Source organism: Catellatospora tritici, from assembly GCF_019083965.1.
GTDB lineage: Bacteria > Actinomycetota > Actinomycetes > Mycobacteriales > Micromonosporaceae > Catellatospora > Catellatospora tritici.
The window spans coordinates 97,316-118,236 of the sequence record NZ_JAHRCY010000007.1 but is presented as its reverse complement, the minus strand read 5'-3'; the positions used below and the strand labels follow the sequence as shown (position 1 = coordinate 118,236).

At 70.8% G+C, this 20,921-nt stretch carries 17 protein-coding genes; 10 read left to right on the top strand and 7 right to left on the bottom strand.

Going from position 1 to position 20,921, the window contains the following annotated elements:
• Nucleotides 1-88: 88 nt before the first annotated feature.
• On the bottom strand, nt 89-463 hold the full coding sequence (locus KUA19_RS17570; protein WP_217397086.1) for a phage holin family protein: 375 nt from the start codon (nt 461-463) through the stop codon (nt 89-91).
• Nucleotides 464-507: 44 nt separating this feature from the next.
• Entirely contained in the window at nt 508-2,346 is a 1,839-nt protein-coding gene (locus KUA19_RS17565) for a type VII secretion protein EccE (RefSeq protein ID WP_217397085.1), read from the bottom strand.
• Nucleotides 2,347-2,427: 81 nt separating this feature from the next.
• Between KUA19_RS17565 and eccB the strand changes: the two genes are divergently transcribed.
• The 3 genes from eccB (at nt 2,428) to KUA19_RS17550 (ending at nt 4,614) form a co-directional block, all read left to right on the top strand.
• Nucleotides 2,428-3,804, top strand: a complete 1,377-nt coding sequence (gene eccB / locus KUA19_RS17560) for a type VII secretion protein EccB (protein ID WP_217397084.1) — start codon at nt 2,428-2,430, stop codon at nt 3,802-3,804.
• A 161-nt stretch (nt 3,805-3,965) separates the two neighbouring features.
• Nucleotides 3,966-4,289 carry a WXG100 family type VII secretion target gene (locus tag KUA19_RS17555; RefSeq protein WP_254549606.1) on the top strand — a complete coding sequence of 108 codons (324 nt, stop codon included), beginning with the start codon at nt 3,966-3,968 and terminating at the stop codon, nt 4,287-4,289.
• 28 nt (nt 4,290-4,317) lie between these two features.
• Entirely contained in the window at nt 4,318-4,614 is a 297-nt protein-coding gene (locus KUA19_RS17550; RefSeq protein ID WP_217397083.1) for a WXG100 family type VII secretion target, read from the top strand.
• 94 nt (nt 4,615-4,708) lie between these two features.
• Here KUA19_RS17550 and mycP read toward each other — a convergent pair whose 3' ends face one another.
• Nucleotides 4,709-5,950: a type VII secretion-associated serine protease mycosin gene (gene mycP, locus KUA19_RS17545; RefSeq protein ID WP_217397082.1), complete on the bottom strand. Its 1,242-nt coding sequence runs from the start codon at nt 5,948-5,950 to the stop codon at nt 4,709-4,711.
• Nucleotides 5,951-6,112: 162 nt separating this feature from the next.
• On the opposite strand from mycP, the gene KUA19_RS17540 reads away from it, so the two are divergent.
• Both KUA19_RS17540 and KUA19_RS17535 read left to right on the top strand, forming a co-directional pair.
• Complete coding sequence (locus KUA19_RS17540; protein WP_254549604.1) at nt 6,113-7,915, top strand: SseB family protein; 1,803 nt, start codon at nt 6,113-6,115, stop codon at nt 7,913-7,915.
• Entirely contained in the window at nt 7,912-8,277 is a 366-nt protein-coding gene (locus tag KUA19_RS17535) for a UCP033725 family protein (RefSeq protein ID WP_217397080.1), read from the top strand. Before KUA19_RS17540 ends, KUA19_RS17535 begins: the two co-directional genes overlap by 4 nt.
• Before the next feature lie 7 nt (nt 8,278-8,284).
• On the opposite strand, the gene KUA19_RS17530 is transcribed toward KUA19_RS17535, so the two are convergent.
• Together KUA19_RS17530 and nhaA are read right to left on the bottom strand one after the other, a co-directional pair.
• Nucleotides 8,285-9,223, bottom strand: coding sequence for an alpha/beta fold hydrolase (locus KUA19_RS17530; RefSeq protein ID WP_217397079.1), 939 nt, complete (start codon nt 9,221-9,223; stop codon nt 8,285-8,287).
• A 9-nt stretch (nt 9,224-9,232) separates the two neighbouring features.
• Nucleotides 9,233-10,480 (bottom strand): Na+/H+ antiporter NhaA, encoded by a 1,248-nt coding sequence (gene nhaA, locus KUA19_RS17525; protein ID WP_254549602.1) that lies wholly within the window; start codon nt 10,478-10,480, stop codon nt 9,233-9,235.
• Between the two features lie 110 nt (nt 10,481-10,590).
• Between nhaA and KUA19_RS17520 the strand changes: the two genes are divergently transcribed.
• The 4 genes from KUA19_RS17520 to KUA19_RS17505 all read left to right on the top strand — a co-directional run bounded on the left by KUA19_RS17520 (nt 10,591) and on the right by KUA19_RS17505 (nt 16,084).
• On the top strand, nt 10,591-11,697 hold the full coding sequence (locus KUA19_RS17520; protein ID WP_217397078.1) for a C45 family autoproteolytic acyltransferase/hydrolase: 1,107 nt from the start codon (nt 10,591-10,593) through the stop codon (nt 11,695-11,697).
• Between the two features lie 144 nt (nt 11,698-11,841).
• Nucleotides 11,842-14,139 (top strand): immune inhibitor A domain-containing protein, encoded by a 2,298-nt coding sequence (locus KUA19_RS17515; protein ID WP_217397077.1) that lies wholly within the window; start codon nt 11,842-11,844, stop codon nt 14,137-14,139.
• Between the two features lie 365 nt (nt 14,140-14,504).
• The gene (locus KUA19_RS17510; RefSeq protein WP_217397076.1) at nt 14,505-15,557 is read left to right on the top strand and encodes a helix-turn-helix transcriptional regulator; all 1,053 of its coding nucleotides are present in this window, start codon (nt 14,505-14,507) and stop codon (nt 15,555-15,557) included.
• An 8-nt stretch (nt 15,558-15,565) separates the two neighbouring features.
• Nucleotides 15,566-16,084 carry a hypothetical protein gene (locus KUA19_RS17505; protein ID WP_217397075.1) on the top strand — a complete coding sequence of 173 codons (519 nt, stop codon included), beginning with the start codon at nt 15,566-15,568 and terminating at the stop codon, nt 16,082-16,084.
• An 82-nt stretch (nt 16,085-16,166) separates the two neighbouring features.
• On the opposite strand, the gene acs is transcribed toward KUA19_RS17505, so the two are convergent.
• Nucleotides 16,167-18,119, bottom strand: a complete 1,953-nt coding sequence (gene acs, locus KUA19_RS17500; protein WP_217397074.1) for an acetate--CoA ligase — start codon at nt 18,117-18,119, stop codon at nt 16,167-16,169.
• 155 nt (nt 18,120-18,274) lie between these two features.
• Between acs and KUA19_RS17495 the strand changes: the two genes are divergently transcribed.
• Complete coding sequence (locus KUA19_RS17495) at nt 18,275-19,003, top strand: Fic family protein (RefSeq protein WP_217397073.1); 729 nt, start codon at nt 18,275-18,277, stop codon at nt 19,001-19,003.
• Between the two features lie 618 nt (nt 19,004-19,621).
• On the opposite strand, the gene KUA19_RS17490 is transcribed toward KUA19_RS17495, so the two are convergent.
• A complete protein-coding gene (locus tag KUA19_RS17490) occupies nt 19,622-20,434 on the bottom strand; it encodes an HAD family hydrolase (RefSeq protein ID WP_217397072.1) in 813 nt (270 codons plus the stop codon).
• Nucleotides 20,435-20,921 lie beyond the last annotated feature (487 nt).

Here is a 20,921-nt window from a genome sequence, read left to right as displayed (position 1 = left end):
CGATCGCTGCCTTCGGTCGGAATCCGGGGTCACAGCCCGAATTCCGACCTCAAGCGGCGGTGACGGCGCGAGGCTGGCGCCGTCTGGCTCAGTCGTTGTCGGGGATGAGCAGGTTGAGGGCCCAGCTGACCACGCCGACGATCAGTGCGCCGAGCAGCGCGGACCAGAAGCCGTCGACGTGGAACGGCACGTCGAGCGCCCCGGCGATGACGCTGGTCAGCCAGAACAGCAGGCCGTTCACCACGAGCGCGATCAGACCCAGGGTGAAGATGTAGAACGCGCAGCCGACCGTCTTGATGACCGGGCGCAGCAGCGCGTTGCACAGGCCGAAGATCACGGCGATGGCGAGGAACGTGCCGATCTTCCCGAGGGTGGTCTCGGCGTTCACCGTGATGCCGTCGATCAGCAGCGTCGCCACCCAGACGGCGGCCGCGCTGGCGGCCAATCGGAGGAGGATGCCCATGGTGCGGCATCGTGCCACGTATCGCCGCGGAAAGCACCCCCGGGTTAGCGTGCCCCGCGTGCGGCCGATCCGATGAGCTGCTGCTCGTACGAGGTCAGCGACAGCGCCGCCCAGCGCACCGAGCGCCGGTGCACCACCCCGATCATCCCGGGCTGCGCCCGGGACAGCCACGCCTCCTGGTCGCGCGACAGCCCCAGCACCGACACCGCGACCGCCGCCTCGGCCGGTTGCAGCGGCTGGAGCAGGGCCAGGTCGGCGCGGCCCAGCACGTCCACGTCCACCGGGGACAGATCGTCCCGCACCACCAGCGTGCTGTGCCACGGCGTGCCCGGGGTGCGGTCGGCGGCGACCGGCCCGATGTCCACGATCGTCAGCAGCGGCCGCAGCGGCGTGCCCGGCGGCACGGTCACCGGGCCGGGGGCCATCACCGTAAGCGGCGCGCCAGCGCCAAGCCCTCGGGTAAACGCCTCCCAGGCCCACGGGCGGGTCGTCTGCACCAGCACGTAGCCGCCCAGCGCCATGGCGCGCACCGCGACGGTCTGCGCCACCGGCACGCCGCCGATCAGCACGGCCCGGGTCGCCTCCGGGCGGAACAGTCGGAACGAGACCGCCTCGTTGTTCCGGTTCACCCCGATCATGAGCCCGCTGCCGCCGTACGGCGTGACGAGCGCGCCCACGGCGGCGCCGCGCCGGGCCGGGCCGAGGTGGCTGCCGGGCGCGACGCCCACCGGGGTCGGGCCGCCCAGCGGCAGCGTGGCCAGGTAGCCGTCGAGCTGCTCGCCGTCCAGGCGGCGGGCCTGGGCGTGGTCGGCGGCCAGCACCTGGCGCAGCGCACCCGCGGCGTTGCCGAGCGAGGTCTGGTCGGGGGCGGTCAGGCGCACCGTGAGCTGGCCGTACACCTGGTCGCCGTGGCCCGTCCACGGGCCCGCGGTCAGCGACACCGCGACCGTGGTGGCGGGCAGCCGCAGGAGCCGCGGCAGCAGCGCGTGGGCCGGATCGGGGTGGGACTGCGGCCAGCGCTCCACGGTGTGGACCGTCTGCAGCAGGCCACCGGCGTACAGTGCCGACCAGCCCTCCTGCACCGCCTGGCCGCTGTCGTGCCCGGCCGCCTCGCCCACCACGCGCAGCGCGGCGACCTCGCCGAGCAGCCGGTGCGGGACGGTGCCCAGGCGGGCGCGGACCTTGCGCACCACTCCGGCCAGCGCCCGCTCCAGGTCGCGCTCGGCCCAGGCGTCGGCCCGCTGCACCCGTACGCAGAGCACGGCGCGCTCGTCGGCGAGCAGGCGACCGCCGGTCAGCTGGCGGTAGGAGGACGCGGCCGGGGAGGAGCCGTTGGCGGCGTTGGCGAGCAGCAGCAGCTGCAGACGCACCGGCGGCGCGTCGGGGGCCGGGGCGGGCAGCAGCGCCGCGGGCGAGGGCAGCGGGTGCCACGCCCGGGTCGGCAGGACCGCCTGCTCACCCAGCTCCAGCAGCACCGACAGGCCCTCGGCGTCGGCGAACACGGCGCACGGCTGGCCCTCGACCTCCACGGTGCTCACCCGGCAGCCGGGGTGCACCAGGTCGAGCACGTCGGCGACGTCGGCACCGGCCTCGACGCGACGGCGGCGGGAGCGGAAGCGGGCGTACACCGACAGCCACTGCGACAGCCACCGGCCCCGCCAGCGGCCCCAGCCGAGCACCACCAGCGCCGCCGCGACCGGCACCGCCAGCGCGATCGCGGCCGGACCCGCCTGGGTGGCACCGACCAACAGCACCAGTGCTATCTGGACACTGACGATCTGGCCACCGCTGAGGCCCAGGAAACGCCGCGGTGGCAATGGATATGCCACCGTCGCTGGTTCGGTGGTGCTCGCCGTCGGCCCGGTCAGCGTGTCGACCGTCATCGCGATAACCTCCCCTTGGCGCGTACCGCCGCACTCGCCCGGCTCATGTTAGAGCTGCGCGCCGATTCGTGGGGAGGGCCCATGCCGTCGAGACAGGACCAGCTGCACTCGTACCAGTTCAGTGTGCAGCGTGTGGTCTCGGCTCTGGTCATGCGCGACACAGATCCGGCTCAGTCGCCGTTTCGCCGCGCCGCCAGCAGCACGCTGGCCAGCATCTGCCTGGCCGTGGTCATCGCGGCCGGATTCGGGGTGTACGGCGTGTTCAGCGAGCGCGGCGACGTCGGCTGGCAGCAGGACGGCACCGTCGTCATCGAGGACGGCACCGGCGCGAAGTACGTGTACCGCAACGAGAAGCTGCACCCCGCGCTGAACCTGGCCTCGGCGCTGCTGGCCTCCGGTCAGTCCCAGCCGCAGGTCAAGACGGTGTCCCGCAAGTCGCTGGCCGGGGTGCCGCGCGGCCTGACCGTGGGCGTGCCCGACCTGCCCGACTCACTGCCCGACGTCGACGGCCTGCTGGGCGCGCCGTGGTCGCTGTGCTCGCTCAGTGGCGAGAAGAAGCCGGTCGCGGCGATCGCCGTGGGCGACGAGGCACTGGCGGCCAAGGGGCGCGGCATGGGCGACGACGCCCTGTTCGTCCGGGGCGGCGGCGAGTACTACCTGCTGTGGCACGGCCGCCTGTTCAACACGGACGCGTACGTGGCGCAGACGCTGGGCGGCGGCAGTCCGGCGGTGTCGGTGCCGGTGGCGTTCATCAACCCGCTCGCCAAGGGTCAGCCGCTGACGCTGCCGCAGGTGACCTCGCCGGGTGCGGTCTCCACCGCGCTGCCCGACTACCGCAACGGCCAGGTGCTGAAGATCAAGGACCTCGACGGCGCGATCAAGCAGTACGCGGTGGTGCTCGACGACGGCCTCGCCCTGATCACCGCCGTGCAGGCGACCCTGCTCGTGGGCGGCTACCACAGCCAGTACAACATCCCGTCCGAGCGCGAGATCGACAAGAGTCGACTGTCCGAGCTGGACAAGTCGCCGCGGAACCTCGTGCCCGACCCGAACGACCAGCGGCAGCCGCCCGCGGTGATGCCCGGTATCGCGCAGTACGGCAGCGGCGCGCTGTGCGCGGTGTTCCGCGACGAGACCGGTGTGGTCGAGGCCCGCCTGGACGTGCCGGTGGACGTCGCCGGGCGCCCCGCGACCGTCGCCCGCGCCGGCAACGGCTCGCCCTACGCCGACTACGTGCTGGTGCCGTCGGGGCAGGGCGCGATCGTGGCGGCGGGCACCACCCTGAGCCTCGTCACCGATCAGGGTGTGCGGTTCGCCGCGGCCAAGGCGGAGGTGCTGACCACCCTGGGCTACAGCGGCAAGGGTCCGCTCAAGCTCCCGCCGAAGCTCGTCGACGTGCTGCCGGAGGGCCCGGGACTCGACCCGCAGACCGCGTCCGCGCAGTTGGCGCTCGGCTGAACCCACCCGCGCGACGGGCGGTTATCCACAGGCCACATCGATCGGGCTGGCAAGACTGGTCGTCGGACGCTACCGTCACCGAGACAGGCGCTTCACCGTCGACAGTCCGCATGGGACGGTGGACGCGCAACTGCACAAAGGGAATGGGGTGACGCAAGACAATGTCGGGGAGTTCGTCTTCCGAGGCCGCCATCATGGCGCAGACCGCGCAGAGGTTCGACCACGCCAACGACGCGCTGCAGAGCATGCTCAGCCGTCTGCTGAGTGAGCTCGAGGGTCTGCAGACGGCCTGGGTCGGTCGCGCCGGAAACTCGTTCGAGCAGGTCAAGCGGTCCTGGGCGGAGGACCAGAAGGCACTGCACCAGGCGCTGGGCGAGACGTCCCGCGCGATCCGCACCGCCGCACAGGAATACACCCGCGCCGACGAGGAGCAGGCCAGCAAGGTCGCCTCCAAGCAGTCCGGCGGCATCAACCTGAACCTCTGATGGCAGACCACAAGGGGGAGGAACTGACATGAGCGACAGACTCGTCGTTGATTTCCAGGCGCTGCACTCGGCCAGTGAGCACATCCAGAAGGCCATCAACAGCCTCGACTCGCACCTCGACCAGCTCGAGAGCGACGCGAAGCCCCTGATCTCCACCTGGAGCGGCTCCGCGCAGGCGGCATACCACGAGCGCCAGCACAAGTGGCGCAACGCGGCCAACGACCTGTCGGCGATGCTGCGCGACATCAAGGGCGCCGTCGACGAGGCCGCGGTGCAGTTCAAGGACGCCGAGGACCGCAACACCCGGCTGTTCCTCAATCACTGAACCGCCCGTACAGCTCCGCACGCCCGGACCCCGGGTGCCGCATGGCACCTCTGGGATCCGGGCGTTCGCGTATTCGGAGCGGGCCTGCGCCTGGTCAGCCGGTCGGGGCGTCCGGGGCACCCGCGGGCCGCCAGCGGCGACGCATGCCGCTGGGCAGCGCCAGGGCCAGGCCCAGCACCAGCACGGCCAGTCCGATGCCGATGCCCGCCAGCCACAGCGAACGGTCGCGCAGCCGGTCGGCGTCGGCGGCGGCAGCCTCGGCGGCCGGGTCGGCCTTCGGCGGCACCAGCGCGGCCGGGGTGGCGCGGACGCCGTCGTCGAGGACGTCGGTCACGGCCCGGACCGGATCGACCACGCCGGCGCCGTACTCCTCGCTGCCCAGGCCGCCCGGTGCCGGGTCGGCGGTGGCGAGCAGGCGGCGCACCACCTGTTCGCGGTCGAGGTGCGGGAACCACTGGCGCACCAGCGCGGCGGCGCCCGCCACCATCGGGGCGGCGTAGCTGGTGCCGCTGAGGTTCGCCAACTGCCCGCCGCCGGGCCAGGCGCCGGTGACGTTCTCACCCGGGGCGACGATGTCGACGTACGGCCCGGTCTGCGACTGGGCCTGCCGCTGACCGTCGGCGCTGATCGCGCCGACGCCGAGCACGCCCGGCCAGGCGGCCGGGTAGGGCGTCTTGTTGCCGGCGGACTTGCCGTTGCCCGCCGCGGCGACCACGACCACGTCCTTGGCGAGCGCGTAGTCGACCGCCGCACGGATCTCCGGCAGGCCGTCCGGACCGGCGTCGGTATAGCTGAGCGACAGGTTCATCACCTTCGCGCCGTGGTCGACGGCCCAGCGGATCGCCTTGGCCATGTCGGGGTCGAGGGCGCGCCGGGCCTCGTCCTCCTTCTCCTTGCCGCCGACCTTCTCGCTGACCCGGATCGGGAGGATGCGGGCGGCCGGCGCGATGCCCCGGAACTCGCCGCCGGGCACGGGCTTGGCGGCGATGATGCTGGCCACTCCGGTGCCGTGGCCGACGCAGTCCTGCCGCCCGTCGGTGCCACCCTGGGGCAGCGCGTCGAATCCGGGCAGCACCCGGCCCGCGAGCTGCTGATGCTCGGCGACGCCGGAGTCGACGACCGCCACGATCACGTCGTGCCCGTCCGCGCCCGGGGGCAGCCGGCTGAGGTCCCACAGCTGCTGAGGCCAGGGCTTGGCGGTCACCCGGGGGGCGGGTGTGGGGGCGCCGCTGGGGCATGGCGCGGCCAGGGCGGGGGCTGTCGTCAATCCGACGAGCGCCGCGGTGCAGGCCAGGATGGTCGCCGTCGCGGCGGAGAGGGTGCGGCTGAGATGCAAGGTCGTGCTCCCGGCGGACCAAGGGGTGATTGGGTGACGCGAGCGTTCTCAGCCGCCGATCGTACTTGAGAGGGCCGACCTAGACTGCTGGTTGCGGCGCGCCTACTCGGCGCAAGGTAAGTTGTGTGACGTACTCTCCCGGCGGCAGGAGGTGAGCGCGTGATGGGTTGGCAACCGGCCAACGACATTGAGATCGCGCTGCTCGAGGCGTTGCACGCCGGCGATCAGGAACAGTATTTCCGTGTGCTGAGCCGCTGCGAGCTGATCCTGCCGGTGGCGGCGGAGAACCGTCCCGGCGCTGCTCCGGGCTGGGGCACCTGGGTGGCTGAGGGCCGCACGCACGTGCTGTCGTTCACCTCGGCGTCCTCGATGCGGACCTGTCTGGCCGAGCACGCGGGACCGGCGCGCCGGATCGCGTTCCAGGAGCTCGCGGCCGCCTGGCCGAACCACGAGTGGTGGCTGGCGGTCAATCCCGGCCTGCCGATCGAGGGTTATCTGCCCGCCTGGTTCGTGACCCAGATGGTGCGCGGCGACGTGCGTATCGCGGGTGCGCCCGCCGAGGCACGTGGGCGGCTGGAGCGCCTGGAGGCGCTGGAACGGGCCAAGGCCGCCCGCTCCGCCATGCCCCCGCCGCAGCGCCCGGTGCATCCGCCCGCTCCGGTCGGCGACCCGACCATCGTCGATGCGGAAGTGATCGAAGTCTCAGATCATCCGCCCGCGATCGCGGCCCGCCGTACCTACGAGCCCCCGCCGCTGCCCGCGGCGCCGCCGCCGCCCCTGCCGCCGTACGAGCCGATCCCGTCCGTGCCCGCGCCCGCTCCCGTGCCGCCGAGCGTGGACATGTGGTCCGGGCCCACGACGCAGCCCGTGGCCCCGCCGGTCGCCCCCGTGCCGCTGCCCGATCCGGCCCCCTCGGTCGACCGGGAGCCGCAGACCGACCCCGAGCCGAGCGGCGGCCGGTACGGACAGGCGCCGCGCCGCGAGGTGCCCGCCGGGTCGCCGCGGCACGTGCTGCCCACCGACGAGCCCGACTTCACCCCGTCCAACAGCGTCGAGGAGCAGCTGCTCGACGCGGCCGAGGCGGGCAACACCGACGCGTTCCTGTCGACGCTGCTGCTGGCCACGGTGCTGGTGCCGACCGCCGGGCCGGGCAGCCCGCAGCCGGGCGAGGAGGGTTTCGCCTGGCAGCCCACCGACATCGACGGCGAGCCGCACATCGTCAGCTTCACCTCCGCGCAGTGCATGCCCGCGCCCGGTGACGTGATTCCGGTCCGGTTCATCAAGCTGATCAAGACCTGGCCCGACCCGGCCTGGTCGTTCGCGGTGAACCCGGGCACGCCGATCGGTGCCTCGCTGCCCGGCGACCAGTTGCTGGAGCTGGCGCGTTGGGCGGGCGAGATGGGCCTGGGCGGCGAGGAGCGCGAGGCGGTCATGCCCGCGCCCACCGCGGGTGCGGCCCCGCCGCCGACCAAGCGCGACGAGGTCACCGAGATGCAGAAGGTGATCGCGGGCAGTCAGGTCGGCTACTACCTCGAGCGCGGCTACGACCGGGTGTCCGGGTTCGTGCACCGGGCGCGCGAGGTCGGCCATCTGCGCGGCCCGCAGGCGCTGCGCGGCGCGCTGGGCCTGACCTGGGCCGGGTCGCCGTTCAAGGCGGAGGACACCGAGATCTTCGTGCTGCGCTGGCCGGCGTACCGGCCGAGCCTGTACCGGATTCCGTACGGCGGGCAGCACGAGGCGGCGATGCGGGCGATGGAGGGCTGGGTCATCGAGCGGGCCCCGTTCCGCGGCAACGGCTTCGCCCCGGGCGACAGCACCGAGATCATCGCCGAGTTCAAGGTGGACAGCATCCGCCTGCCCCACGGTGCGCGCCTGCTGCGCGTGGACGCCGAGGGCAAGGAGGAGATGGTCGCCGTGCTGGACGCCGACGGTCCCCGCTGGCTGCGGACGGACGGAGGCGAGTGATGCGCGACGGCTTCATCGCGTCGTACCTGGGCCGGGAGTACGAGGCCAGCCCCGACGGCGACAGCGTGCGCCTCTACCGCCCCGAGGGCGCCGACGGCTTCGAGGAGGTGCGCCCCGGGCGGTATGTCCGGGTGGTGCCCGTCGTCGAGGTCGACGAGCTGGCGTACGTGCGAACCGTGTGCAACTGGCGCGGGCAGCCGTTCGTGGTGCTCGCCGAGCACGACGGCTGGCTGCGCGTGGAGTACACCGGGGGTAAGGCGCCGGTCGCGGCCGAGCTGGGCTTGGAGGAGTTCGACTACGGCGTCTACCAGGGCTGGGCCCCGCGCGCCGAGGTCGTCGACCTGCGCGAGACCCGGGCCTGAGCCAGGGTCACTTCGCCCAGCGGATGATCTCCCCGGCGACGAGGTCGGGCCGTTCCACGTGCAGGAAGTGGCCCGCGTCCTCGATCAGGTGCCATTCGTAGTCGGCCAGCACGTACCGGCCGGAGCCCTGCGCGGTGGCGGTGAGCGTGATCGGGTCCAGCGCACCCTGCAACTGCAGCGTCGGGGTGATGATCGGCTGGCGCACCGCCCGGATGAACCGGTAGCCGTGCAGGCGCAGCGTCGACCGGAACGCCCAGCGGTAGGCCTCCATCGCGCAGAAGGCGGCCTGCGGGATGCGCAGCGCCTCCCGGCAGCGCGCCTCGTACTCCTCGTACGCCGGGGTCTGTCGGAAGCTCGGGCCGGTCCACGAGCGCATCAGGTCGCCCGCGAGCTCGGCGCCGTCGCGGGTGAGCACGTGCTCGTAGCGCGGCAGCTGGAAGCGCAGCAGCGCCCGTCCGGCCCGGCGCTGGGCGGCGTCGGCGACCAGGGCCGTACGCAGTCGCAGCGGATGCGCCGCGCCCAGCACCACCAGGCGGTTGACCAGCTTCGGGTGCAGCGCCGCCGCCGACCAGGCGATCAGGCCGCCCGCCCCGGCCCCGACGACCGTGGCGCTGCGCTCACCGAGGGCGCGGATCAGGCCGACGACGTCGGCGGCGAGGGTGAAGCCGTCATACCCCCGCGGGGGTTTGTCGGTGGCGCCGTAGCCGCGCAGGTCGACCGCGACCGCGCGGAAGCCCGCGTCGGCCAGCAGCGGCAGCTGCTCGTGCCAGGCCCACCAGAACTCGGGGAAGCCGTGCAGCAGCACCACCAGCGGCCCGCTGCCCAGTTCGGCGACGTGGAAGCGGCTGCCGTTGGCGCTGACGAAGCGGTGCGTCCAGGGACCGTCGGTCAGTACGCACGCCTCGTCCACCGGAGCGTTCAAGCCTCGGTCGCTGCGCTCAGTCATAGGTGCAGGCTAGCGTGCCCGCGCGCGGACCTGTCTGCGCAGCAGGGCCGCCGCCAGCAGCGACGCGATCAAGGACCCCACCAGCACCGCTTCCTTGATCAGGATCTGCTGCTCGCCCTGGGGGAAGGCCAGCTCCGCGATGAGCAGGCTCACCGTGAAGCCGCACCCGGTGACGACCGCCACCGCGAGCAGGTCGCGCCAGGTCAGGCCCTCCGGCAGCTGAGCGAGGCGCGACTTCACCGCCACCGCCGCCCCGCCGAGCACCCCGACGGTCTTGCCGACCACGAGGCCGACCAGCACACCCAGCGCCGCCCGGTCGGTGAACAGCGCGGCCAGGGTGCTCATGCTCACGGCGATGCCCGCCGAGAAGAAGGCGAACAGCGGCACGCACACTCCCGCCGAGATCGGCTGCAGGGTGTGCTCCAACTGCTCGGCCGGTGCCTCGTGCTCGCCCGCGTCGGGCTTGACCCGGGTGAGCAGGCCGACCGCGACGCCCGCGATGGTGGCGTGCACTCCAGATGCGTGCACCAGCGCCCACGCGGCCACCGCCAGTGGCAGATACAGCCACCAGCCCCGGATGCGGAACTGCTGGAGCAGGAAGTAGACCAGCAGCACCGCGGCGGCGCCGAGCAGTGGCAGGAAGGCCACGTGGGCGGTGAACAGGATGGCGATCAGCAGGATCGCGCCCAGGTCGTCCACGATCGCCAGGGACAGCAGGAAGACGCGCAGGCCCGGCGGCAGATCGCGGGCGCAGATGGCCAGCACGGCCAGGGCGAAGGCGATGTCGGTGGCGACCGGGACGGCCCAGGCGTCGGCGCCGCCGGGTGCGCCGTACGCGATGAGGAAGCAGGTCAGCGCCGGGATCAGCATGCCGCCGATCGCCCCGGCGATGGGCAGCGCCGCTTGGCGCAGGTCGCGCAGCTCCCCCACGACCAGCTCGCGTTTCAGTTCCAGGCCCGCGACCACGAAGAACACCGTGAGCAGGCCGTCCTGTGCCCAGGCGGAAACCGACAGGTTCAGGTGCAGCGCCTCGGGCCCGAACGTGTAGTCGCTGAGTCGCTGGTACGCCCCGGCTAGCGGTGAGTTGGCGATGATCAGGGCGAGCGCGGTCGCGCCCAGCAGCACCAGGCCGCCGATCTGCTCGGTACGCAGGAACCGTACGACCTCGGCGGCGGCGGAGCGGGCCGCCTGGGCCCGGCGCCGCTTGATCCGCTTCATCCGCGGGCTCGGCGCAGGCCTGGTCCGGCTGTGTCCCATGATTCGGATCCTACGGTTCGGACCAGCGGATTTCGGGCGCCTGGCGCAACTGGCCGGGGCGCTCATATCCCCTGGCGCACCCGCGGCGGGGTGCGGCAGAGTTCCCGGACATGACCACCCCCCTGCGCGTCGTGGACGTGAGCGGCTCCCCCGAGCAGATGGGCGAGGCGTACGGCGCCGCCGCCGCCGACCTCATCCAGGCCAACGTCGCGACCTACCTCACCCGCTTCGCCCGCTCGGCCGGGCTGGACCGGCAGACCGTCCTCACCCGGGGCGCCGCCTTCCGGGACACCACCCGGGAGCTGGCTCCCCGGCTGGCCCGGATGCTCGACGCCACGGCGGGCGGCGCCGGACTCGCGCCGGAGCTGATCTACGCGGTCAACGCGCGGTCGGAGCTGCTCTACGGCGACCCGTCCTGCGGTTCGCCCGGGGGCGCGGAGCCGGGCGAGTGCACCAGCATCGGGGTGCTGGACTCGCGCACCGCCGACGGCCACACGGTGCTCGCCCAGAACTGGGACTGGCACCCCGAGCACCGCGACACCAACCTGCTGCTGGTGACCCGGGACGAGCGTGGGCACGTGGTGGCCGCGCTGACCGAGGCGGGCATGCTGGCCAAGACGGGCCTGAACAGCGCGGGCGTGGGTGTCTGCGTCAACCTGCTGGGCTGCGACCGCGACGGGCGGCCCGGTGGATTGCCGTACCACGTGCTGCTGCGCTCGGTGCTGGAAGGCGACTCGCTGTCCTGGGCGATCCGCAACGCGGTGCGGGCGCCCCGCTCGGCATCCATCAACCTCCTCATCGGACAGGCTGATCCGTCAGGTGGTGAAATCATCGACCTGGAGTTGGCCCCGGGGGAGGCCGGTTGGCTGCATCCGGTGGACGGCCTGCTGGTGCACGCAAACCACTTCGAGGCGCCGCTGCCGGTCTACGACACGATCAAGGATTGGGGCGGGTCGTCGCTGTTCCGATCGGCGCGCGCCCGACGGCTGCTGGCCGCGGCGGGCGACAGACTGCGACCGGAGGACGTCCTCGGGGTGCTGCGCGACCACCACAGCCATCCGGTGTCGCTTTGCCGCCATGTCGATCCACGGGACGCGGAGGCCGACCGATCCGAGACGATTTGGACCGTTTTTCTTGACCTAGATGCCCGATCTATGCAGCTGATTCCCGGGCCGCCCTGTATCGGTGGGCAAGGTATGACATTCACCGTCCACTAAGGACTATGAAAAATCTGGGAACGTTCCAACTGATGACAGCGACGGTCAGTTATGCAAGGCTGCTTTCACAATCGACGACGCGGCCCGGCCGATAACCCTGCCGTGCTCTGACCGCGTCGTCACCGCCAAGGGAGGGAGGACCCTTTGCGAATCCGCAAAATTGGCAGCGCAGTCGGGATCACCGCCGCTCTGGTCGCTGCCAGCCTGACGGGTGCCCCCGCGGATGGCGCGCCACAGCCGGTGGAGGTCAAGGAGCCGTCGCTGGCTCACCGCGACGACAACCTGCCCAACAAGCTGGGTGACGCGAAGAGCGAAGCGACCAAGCAAGCCATCTCCGACGTCATCTCGGGCAAGGCCAAGCCGGTCGAGAAGAACGGTTCGACCGTCGTCAAGGTCGGCAAGAAGTGGGTCGAGCTGAAGAAGAAGGCCGACAAGGTCGACCCGATCTTCGCTGTGCTCGCGCAGTTCGGCACCGGGGTCGACCCGTTGACCAGCGGCGAGGCGGGCCCCCAGCACAACCAGATCGTCGGGCCGGACCGCACCCAGAACAACTCGACGTACTGGGAGTCGGACTTCAACCAGGCGCACTTCGACCAGGTCTACAACGGGTCGGACCAGTCTGTCGCCGACTTCTACTACGACCAGTCCGGCGGCAAGTACTCGGTCAAGGCCACGGTCTCCGACTGGGTGCAGCTGCAGTACAACGAGGCGCGTTACGGCCACAACTTCGCCGTGGGCGACGTTGACGGCAATGGCGAGCAGCTGGACGACCGGTACACCGCCTGGGCGTTCATCAAGGACAGCGGCAACGCGTGGTACAACGCGCAGCTCGCGGCGGGCAAGACCCCGGCCGAGATCGCGACGTACCTCAAGCAGTTCGACGTGTACGACCGGTACGACGCCGACGGTGACGGCAACTTCAACGAGCCGGACGGGTACATCGACCACTTCCAGGCGATCCACGCCGGCGAGGGTGAAGAGGCCGGTGGCGGCCCGCAGGGCGAGGACGCCATCTGGTCGCACCGCTGGTACGCGTACTCGACCGACTTCGGTGTGTCCGGGCCGGGCACGAACAAGCTGGGCGGCACCCAGATCGGCAACTCGGGCATCTGGATCGGTGACTACACCATCCAGCCCGAGAACGGCGGTCTCGGCGTGTTCGCGCACGAGTTCGGCCACGACCTCGGTCTGCCGGACCTGTACGACACCCAGGGCGGCGACAACAGCACGGCCTTCTGGACGATCATGTCCGGTGGTTCGTGGATGAGCCACGACCCGCAGAACATCGGCACCTCGCCGACGTTCATGGGCCCGTGGGAGAAGCTGCAGCTGGGCTGGCTCGACTACACCGTGGTGGAGTCCGGCCAGAGCAAGATGGTCTCGCTCGGTTCCGCGGCGACGCCGAAGGGCCTGCCGCAGGCCATCCTGGTCAACCTGCCCCTGCACGAGCACGTCGACGTGTACAACACGCCGGCTTCGGGCTCGTACGAGTGGTGGGGCGGCTCCGCCGACGGCCTCAACACGACGCTGACCCGGACGGTCGACCTGACCGGCGCGACCACCTCGGCCTCGCTGTCCAGCAAGGCGTGGCACGAGATCGAGAAGGGGTACGACTTCCTGTACCTCGAGGTCAACGACGGCAGCGGCTGGAAGCAGGTCGGCACCCCGCTGACCGCCAACTCCGGCGGCGGCGACGACCCCGCGTGGGTCAACCTGTCGTACGACCTGAGCGGTTACGTCGGCAAGTCGGTTCAGGTGCGGTTCCGCTACATGACCGACGGCGGCGTGCACAAGAAGGGTCCGTTCCTGGACGACATCGTCATCGCCGCGGACGGTGCCACCGTCCTCAGCGACGATGTGGAGTCCGGCGACAACGGCTGGACCGCCAACGGCTTCAGCCGCATGGGCGGCACCATCTCCGGCATGTACCCGCACTACTACCTGGCGGAGTACCGGTCCTACACCGGCTACGACAAGAACCTCAAGACCGGACCGTACAACTTCGGCTTCCTCAACACCCAGCCCAACTGGGTCGAGAAGTTCCCGTACCAGGACGGTCTGCTGGTGTGGTACTCGGACGGTTACTACACCGACAACAACACCATCGATCACCCCGGTGGCGGCCTGGCCCTGCCGATCGACGCTCGGCCCGCGCCGATCCTGTTCCCGGGCGGCTACAAGCTGGGCAACCGGCGGCAGCCGTTCGACGCGACCTTCGGTCTGCAGTCGACGGACGCGGTCACGTTCCACCGTAACGGCGTTGCGGTCACGGTTCCGTCGCAGCCGGGTATCCCGACCTTCGACGACACGAACCCGCTCGCCTACTGGTCGGCGGCGAACCCGCTGAGCTCGGCCATCGTGGCCGGTCACGGTACGAAGATCTCGGTCTGGCTGGAGATCCCCGGCACGCTGCCGGTGGTCCTGGTCCAGGTCAAGAACTGAGTTAGCCGGTAAACGAAAAGGGCCTGTCCTTCGGGACAGGCCCTTTTCCATGCCATCACCGTGCCGGGGCCGATCGTGCCGGTCCGAGCACTTCCAAAACCGACTCGGGAAGGGGCTCCCCCGTGGAGCCCCTTCCGCTGTCGTCCGGCGGCGGCTCCGAAGGGCCGGGAGATCTTGCCGCCGTATGGGATGTTCATGCAGTGGCGGTCCGACCGCCAGCTTTCCGCGCACCATTGCGGGATCCCGCAACGCCTCCGCTGCTCGGCGCCGTTGCGGGATCCCGCAATCGCCGGTCTCGGTTTGATCACAACAGGAGACGGCCCGGTGCGCCGGATGATTTCCTCTTGCCGTCAAGGAGGTCGAGTATGACGACGTCGAGCATCCCCCTCGGGGCACCGATGCCGCTGCTGACGAGGTGGGGCCTCACCCCGGATGCGGACCTGGTGTTCCGCACGCTGGCCACCTGTGGGCCCGACACCGCGGGCAACCTTGCCAAGTCTCTCGGCATGGCGCGCAAACGCGTCGACGACGCGCTGGAGGACCTCTACGGCGCGGAGTCGGTCGTTCCCTCGCGGCAGGCGGGGCTGCGCGGTGAGACCGTCTGGGGCGCCAGGCCTGCGGACAGCGTGGTCCACCAGCTGCGGCGGCGCCAGCACCGGGCAGCTGTCAGCCACGGGACGCGCTGTTCCGTGCCGCGCGCGGACACGGTCGAGCTCGGGCCTGAGATGAGACATCTGACGAGCAGGGACAAGGCCCGCAAGCGGATGGCGGTGCTCCTCTCGCACGCCCATCAGGAGAGGTTGACGCTCAACCCGGAACAGGCCTTCGAGGCGACGTCCCTGCGGGCTGCCGCACAGACGGACCGGCAGCTCAGCGGACGTCTCATTCCGAGCCGAGTCGTCGGCGTGCTTCCACCTGACCCAGATCGGATGGTGCCTTTCGGCGGTGAGTCCACCAGGTCGAGTGTGGCCTACCGGGCAATGCCGGAAGTCCCCATGAAACTCATCGTCCTCGACCGCAAGGTCGCCTTCTTCCCAGTCGATCCACGCAACTACGAACGGGGCTACCTCGAAGTGGCCCAGGCGTCGCTCGTCGCTTCGCTGGTGGAAACGTTCGAACGTTGCTGGTCTGCTGCTCGGTCTCCGCAGGAGGTCACTGTGCCCGCGTTCGCGCTCACACCGCGTGAGGAAGCGCTTGTCAATCTGCTGGTGCAGGGGCTCACCGATGCCGGCGCCGCGCAGCAGTTGCAGATCAGCGAGCGGACCGTATCCAACCTGCTGCGCAGTCTCATGGACCGGCTCGGTGTGGAGAACCGCTTCCAACTCGGCGTCGCGCTCGGTTCGTTGCGCGTCGCGCAGTACCCCACGGGCTCCACCGCGCAGCCGGCGAGCCAACCCAATGAAGAACACGACAGTTGAGGGAACCGATGATCCGCCGCATTCTCGGAGTGCTCGTCACGGCAGTCGCCGTGGTGGCATTCACGTCACCCGCCCAGGCCGCGACCACCTGGAACGGGGTCCCGTCCGTTGCTTGCGCCACGGGCGCGGTCACCTCGTTCGAGCTGGTCACCGACGCGCAGGGGTACCACTGGTTCCAGCTGGCCGGATGGTCCAAGCCCTGCACGCCGCTGACCGCGACCGGACCTCAGTTCGGCATCGTGCTCTATGACCCGATCAACGGCTACGGCCGACCCACGCAGACCTACCTCACCGGGGACACGCCGACTCAGTTCAGCGGCTTGCTCGGGGCGCTGGAGTGGGAATTCGTCGGTGGATTCTGCCTGGCTTCCGGAACCTCGTTGAGTCAGCGGCTGGACTGCTTCGGCGTCACGGTGCAGGACGGCGTCCCGACCCTGACCCGGGTTCCGCTGACCGACCCTCGGGTCAGCAAGTCCTACATGAAGTCCCACGGCGTTGGGCCCGAGTGCCCCGGCTGTCTATGGTGACCTGACCGCAGGCCAGTGGTCTGCGGTGCCGAACCGCGGCACGGAGGGCGCCCCCCGGGGGGCGCCCTCCGTGTTTCGTCTGTCAGTCCTCGTTCGAGGAGCCGGAGTTCATACCGGCGGCGATGAGGTTCATGACCGCCGAGTCTTGCAGGGTCGTCACGTCGCCCAGGGACCGCTTCTCCGCCACGTCGCGCAGCAGACGTCGCATGATCTTGCCGGAGCGGGTCTTCGGCAGCTCCGTGACCAGCATGATCTGGCGCGGCTTGCAGATCGGGCCGAGGGTCTTGGAGACGTGCTCACGCAGCTCCGCCACGCCCACCTCGGCCCCGCCGCGCAGGATCACGAACGCGACGATGGCCTGGCCGGTGGTCGGGTCGGTGGCGCCGACGACCGCCGCCTCCGCCACGGCCGGGTGGGCGACCAGCGCCGACTCGACCTCGGTGGTGGAGATGTTGTGGCCGGACACCAGCATCACGTCGTCGACCCGGCCGAGCAGCCAGATGGCGCCGTCCTCGTCGCGCTTGGCGCCGTCACCGGCGAAGTAGAAGCCCTGCTCGGCGAAGCGCGACCAGTACGTCTCGATGAACCGCTTGTCGTCGCCCCAGATGGTGCGCAGCATCGACGGCCACGGACCGGTCAGCGCCAGGTAACCGCCGCCGCCGTTGCCCACGATCGAGCCGTCGTCGGCCACCACCTCGGCCTTGATGCCGGGCAGCGGACCCATCGCGGAACCGGGCTTGCAGCTGGTCACGCCAGGCAGCGGCGAGATCATGATGGCGCCGGTCTCGGTCTGCCACCACGTGTCCACGATCGGGCAGCGGTTGCCGCCGATGTGCTCGCGGTACCACATCCACGCCTCGGGGTTGATCGGCTCGCCGACCGAACCGAGCAGGCGCAGCGAGCTCAGGTCGAACTGGGCCGGGATGTCGTCGCCCCACTTGGCGAAGGTGCGAATCGCCGTCGGTGCGGTGTAGAGGATCGTGACGCGGTACTTCTCGACGATCTCCCAGAACCGGCCGCGGTGCGGGGTGTCCGGCGTGCCCTCGTACATGACCTGGGTGGCGCCGTTGGACAGCGGGCCGTACACGATGTAGCTGTGGCCGGTGACCCAGCCGATGTCGGCGGTGCACCAGTAGACGTCGGTCTCCGGCTTGAGGTCGAAGACCGCGTGATGGGTGTACGAGGCCTGGGTCAGGTACCCGCCGGTGGTGTGCAGGATGCCCTTCGGCCGGGCTGTGGTGCCCGAGGTGTACAGGATGAACAGCGGGTGCTCGGCGTCGAAGGCCTGCGCCTCATGCTCCGCCGACGCGCCGCCCACCGCGTCGTGCCACCACACGTCGCGGCTGTCGTCCCACGCCACGTCCTGCCCGGTACGCCGCACGACCAGCACCTTCTCGACGGTCGGGCACTCGGCCACGGACTCGTCGACGGTCGGCTTCAGCGCGCTCGGCGCCCCCCGGCGGTAGCCCCCGTCCGCGGTGATGACGACCTTCGCGCTGGCGTCCTGGATCCGTCCGGCCAGCGCGTCCTTGCTGAACCCACCGAACACGACGGAGTGGGTGGCGCCGACGCGGGCACAGGCCAGCATCGCCACCGCCGCTTCCGGGATCATCGGCAGGTAGATGGCGACCCGGTCGCCCGCGCTCACGCCCAGCGTGGTCAGCGCGTTCGCGGCCCGGCACACCTCAGCGTGCAGGTCGGCGTAGGTGATGGTGCGGGTGTCGCCCGGCTCGCCCTCCCAGTGGATGGCGACGCGGTCACCCAGGCCGTTGGCCAGGTGCCGGTCCAGGCAGTTGTACGCGATGTTGAGCTTGCCGCCGACGAACCACTTCGCGAACGGCGGGTTCGACCAGTCCAGCACCTGGTCCCACGGCTGGGCCCAGTCCAGTCGGCGGGCCTGGGTCTCCCAGAAGGCGAGCCGGTCGGCGTCGGCCTCCGCATACGCCTCAGCGGTGACGTTGGCCTGCGCCGCGAGTTCCGCCGGCGGATCGAACCGCCGCGACTCGTGCAGCAGGTTCTCCAGGGTCTCGCTCACTGCCGCGCCTCCTTGGGGGGTCAAATTATGCCTGTGACGTCGGTCTCGGGGCTGATGTTACGTCGCCGTGACGGCTGTTTACAGTTAGGGTCCCTAACAATTTCCGGCGAAGTGCCGAGCCGGGGTGCTGCCGGTCCGGCGGTTAGTCTCCGGGCATGACTATGGACCCCCTGGCCCCGCTGCTGGAGCTGGCTGATGTCGAATCTGCGGTGAACGGTGCCCGCGCTGCGGTGGATGGCGCGTACAAGCACCGGGCCCTGCGGCGTCAGGGCGGGGCGGTCGCGGCCGAGATCAGCCTGCGCTGCGCCGTGGCCAGCGCCGCACTTGAGGGCCACCGGTACGAGCTCAGCGACGTACGTGGCGGCACCGTGCTGGACGCGGTGCTACAGGGCGCGCTGCGGGTGGCCGAGGCCGTGCCGACCCTGCACGAGCGCTGGCACAAGTCCCCGCGCCAGGTCCTGGCCCGACTGCACCTGCTCGCGGGCACCGGCGTGCTCCCGGAGCACGACCTCGGAAAGCCCCTGCCCGAAGCCGCCGCCCGATTGGACACGCTGCTGGAGCTGGTCGCGACGGAGGCCGGTGATCCGCTGGTGCGGGCGGCGGTCGTACACGGCGAACTGCTCTCACTGAAGGCGTTCCCCGGCGTGAACGGCATCGTGGCCCGTGCCGCCGCGCGGCTCACCCTGGTCGGCAGCGGCTTCGACCCGCGCGGCCTGGTCCCGGTCGAGGTCGCCCACCTGGACCGCGAGCCCGAATACATCGGCGCCGCCAACGCCTTCGCCACCGGCACCCCCGACGGCCTCCGCTCCTGGCTCCGCCACTACACCACCGCGATCACCCAGGCCTGCGCCGAAATCCCCGCGCTAGCCGACCCGTTCCGCTGACCCACCGTCCAAACAAGCCCACGGCGACACGTCTCGCCCGGCGGCACCGTGCAGTCGCGGGGAAACCGCACGAATCTTGGGCTGGGATTCCGGCAGTTTCCCCAAAACTGCCCCAACTCCCAGCGCGACCGCAGCAGCATGCGTGCATACCCGAGTGCCTGCGCTTGAAAACCCCGACCACCAACCGCGTGCTCGCCGGCGGCGTCTGGACTGAGGAGCGTGCCCGAGCCGAAGGCTCGGCAGCGACGAGGGAAGACGCCGCCTGAAAGGCGAGCACGCCGCGCCTGCGGAGGCAGGCGCCAAAATTATGGATGGCGCCGCATGTTCGCGACGCCATCGCGCACGTCCGCCCGGGTTACCAGGCGTGCACCTCTGGCTAACTGCCCTCGGCGGACCCGAGGGTCTCGCCGGGACTTTGCCTTCACGACGGCTAGATCGCGCGTGGGTGCCCGGTGGCCGTGCTCGAAAGCTGGCTTCTGCCAGCTACTTTCGGCTGCAGAACGCTTCCGTACTCACTTTTCTACGCCCGTTTCGCCCCGATGGCCAGCCCTCGCCGGGAATGTGTGACAGATGGGGCTGTTGTGGCACTCGGGCCACTCTCCGGAGTGGTTTGCGCGCTCAGAGTGCCGCGGCTGCGGCCGCGGCGCGGGCGCGGCGGCGTCGGCCGTACCAGGCGATGCCGATCGCGACGCCCACACCGAGGCCGAGCGCGGCGGCAGCCACCGGAACGGCCGGTCGGTTGCGCAGTCGCTTGGCCAGCGGCACGGGGTGGCGGAATTCCAGCACCGGCCACCGGCGCTCGATCGCCTCGCGGCGCAGCGCCTTGTCGGGGTTCACGGCGCTGGGGTGCCCGACGGCGGCCAGCAGCGGCACGTCGGAGACCGAGTCGGAGTAGGCGTAGCACTCGGCTAGGTCGTAGCCGCGCTCGTCGGCGATACGCCGCACCGCCTCGACCTTGGCCGGGCCCGCGGCGTAGAAGTCGATCTCACCGGTGTAGCGCCCGTCGGCGACCTTCATCCGCGTGGCGATGACGTCGGAGATCCCCAGCTGTGCGCCGATCGGCGCGACCATCTCCTCGCCGGAGGCCGACACCAGGATGATGTCGCGCCCCGCCGCCTGGTGCTCCTCGATCAGGATGGCGGCTTCGGCGTAGATGTACGGATCGATCAGCTCGTGCAGGGTCTCGCCGACGATCTGGCGCACCTGATCTACCTTCCAGCCCTTGCAAAGCTCGGCCATGTAGTCGCGGGTGCGGACCATCGACTGGTCGTCAGCGCCACCGCGCTTGAACATGAACTGCGCGTACGCCGTCTTAACGACGTCACGCTTAGTGATCAGGCCGTCTCGATAGAACGGTCTGCCGAACGCCAACGCGCTCGACGTCGCGATGACGGTCTTGTCCAGGTCGAAAAACGCGGCGCTACGGCCCACGGCGAGAAAGTGTAGCCGGGATGTTTCGTTCGCGGCGTCCGGCAGGCGTCAATCGTTCGCAAGACCCTGGTAACTGAGCGGCGAATCAGTGATTGCGCAGCGTAGGATCTTGGCTTCATCTACGGCGTGTCGGGGCGTGTCGGGACAGAAGCCTCTCGACGGCGCCCCGTCGAGTGGGGCATGCTTTCGCACACAAGCCCTCAGCGGTTGCCACCCCCCCCGCAGCCGCTGGGCGGGTTCCGGCCCACATCCCCCCTTGGCCGGACCCCAGGACGGCCCCCGTCTCCCCGGACGGGGGTCGTCGTCTTCCCGGGCACCTACCTTCCCGCGGCATAGCAGATCCACGGCCGGTTCGGCGCGCCGTCCACAAGCGACCCGTCGTCCACAGGGCGGCCGTGGCGGCGGTGGAGTCGGGACAGGACTGCGGCGCACAGTGCCCGCATGAGCCGTACCCCCAACCGATCCGGCGACACCGCTCGCGCGCTGG

Coding starts and splice junctions, on each gene's coding strand:
- KUA19_RS17570 (WP_217397086.1), bottom strand. CDS start 463: ATGGGCATCCTCCTCCGATTGGCCGCCAGCGCGGCCGCCGTCTGGGTG.
- KUA19_RS17565 (WP_217397085.1), bottom strand. CDS start 2,346: ATGACGGTCGACACGCTGACCGGGCCGACGGCGAGCACCACCGAACCA.
- eccB (WP_217397084.1), top strand. CDS start 2,428: ATGCCGTCGAGACAGGACCAGCTGCACTCGTACCAGTTCAGTGTGCAG.
- KUA19_RS17555 (WP_254549606.1), top strand. CDS start 3,966: ATGTCGGGGAGTTCGTCTTCCGAGGCCGCCATCATGGCGCAGACCGCG.
- KUA19_RS17550 (WP_217397083.1), top strand. CDS start 4,318: ATGAGCGACAGACTCGTCGTTGATTTCCAGGCGCTGCACTCGGCCAGT.
- KUA19_RS17540 (WP_254549604.1), top strand. CDS start 6,113: ATGGGTTGGCAACCGGCCAACGACATTGAGATCGCGCTGCTCGAGGCG.
- KUA19_RS17530 (WP_217397079.1), bottom strand. CDS start 9,223: ATGACTGAGCGCAGCGACCGAGGCTTGAACGCTCCGGTGGACGAGGCG.
- nhaA (WP_254549602.1), bottom strand. CDS start 10,480: ATGGGACACAGCCGGACCAGGCCTGCGCCGAGCCCGCGGATGAAGCGG.
- KUA19_RS17520 (WP_217397078.1), top strand. CDS start 10,591: ATGACCACCCCCCTGCGCGTCGTGGACGTGAGCGGCTCCCCCGAGCAG.
- KUA19_RS17510 (WP_217397076.1), top strand. CDS start 14,505: ATGACGACGTCGAGCATCCCCCTCGGGGCACCGATGCCGCTGCTGACG.
- KUA19_RS17505 (WP_217397075.1), top strand. CDS start 15,566: ATGATCCGCCGCATTCTCGGAGTGCTCGTCACGGCAGTCGCCGTGGTG.
- KUA19_RS17495 (WP_217397073.1), top strand. CDS start 18,275: ATGACTATGGACCCCCTGGCCCCGCTGCTGGAGCTGGCTGATGTCGAA.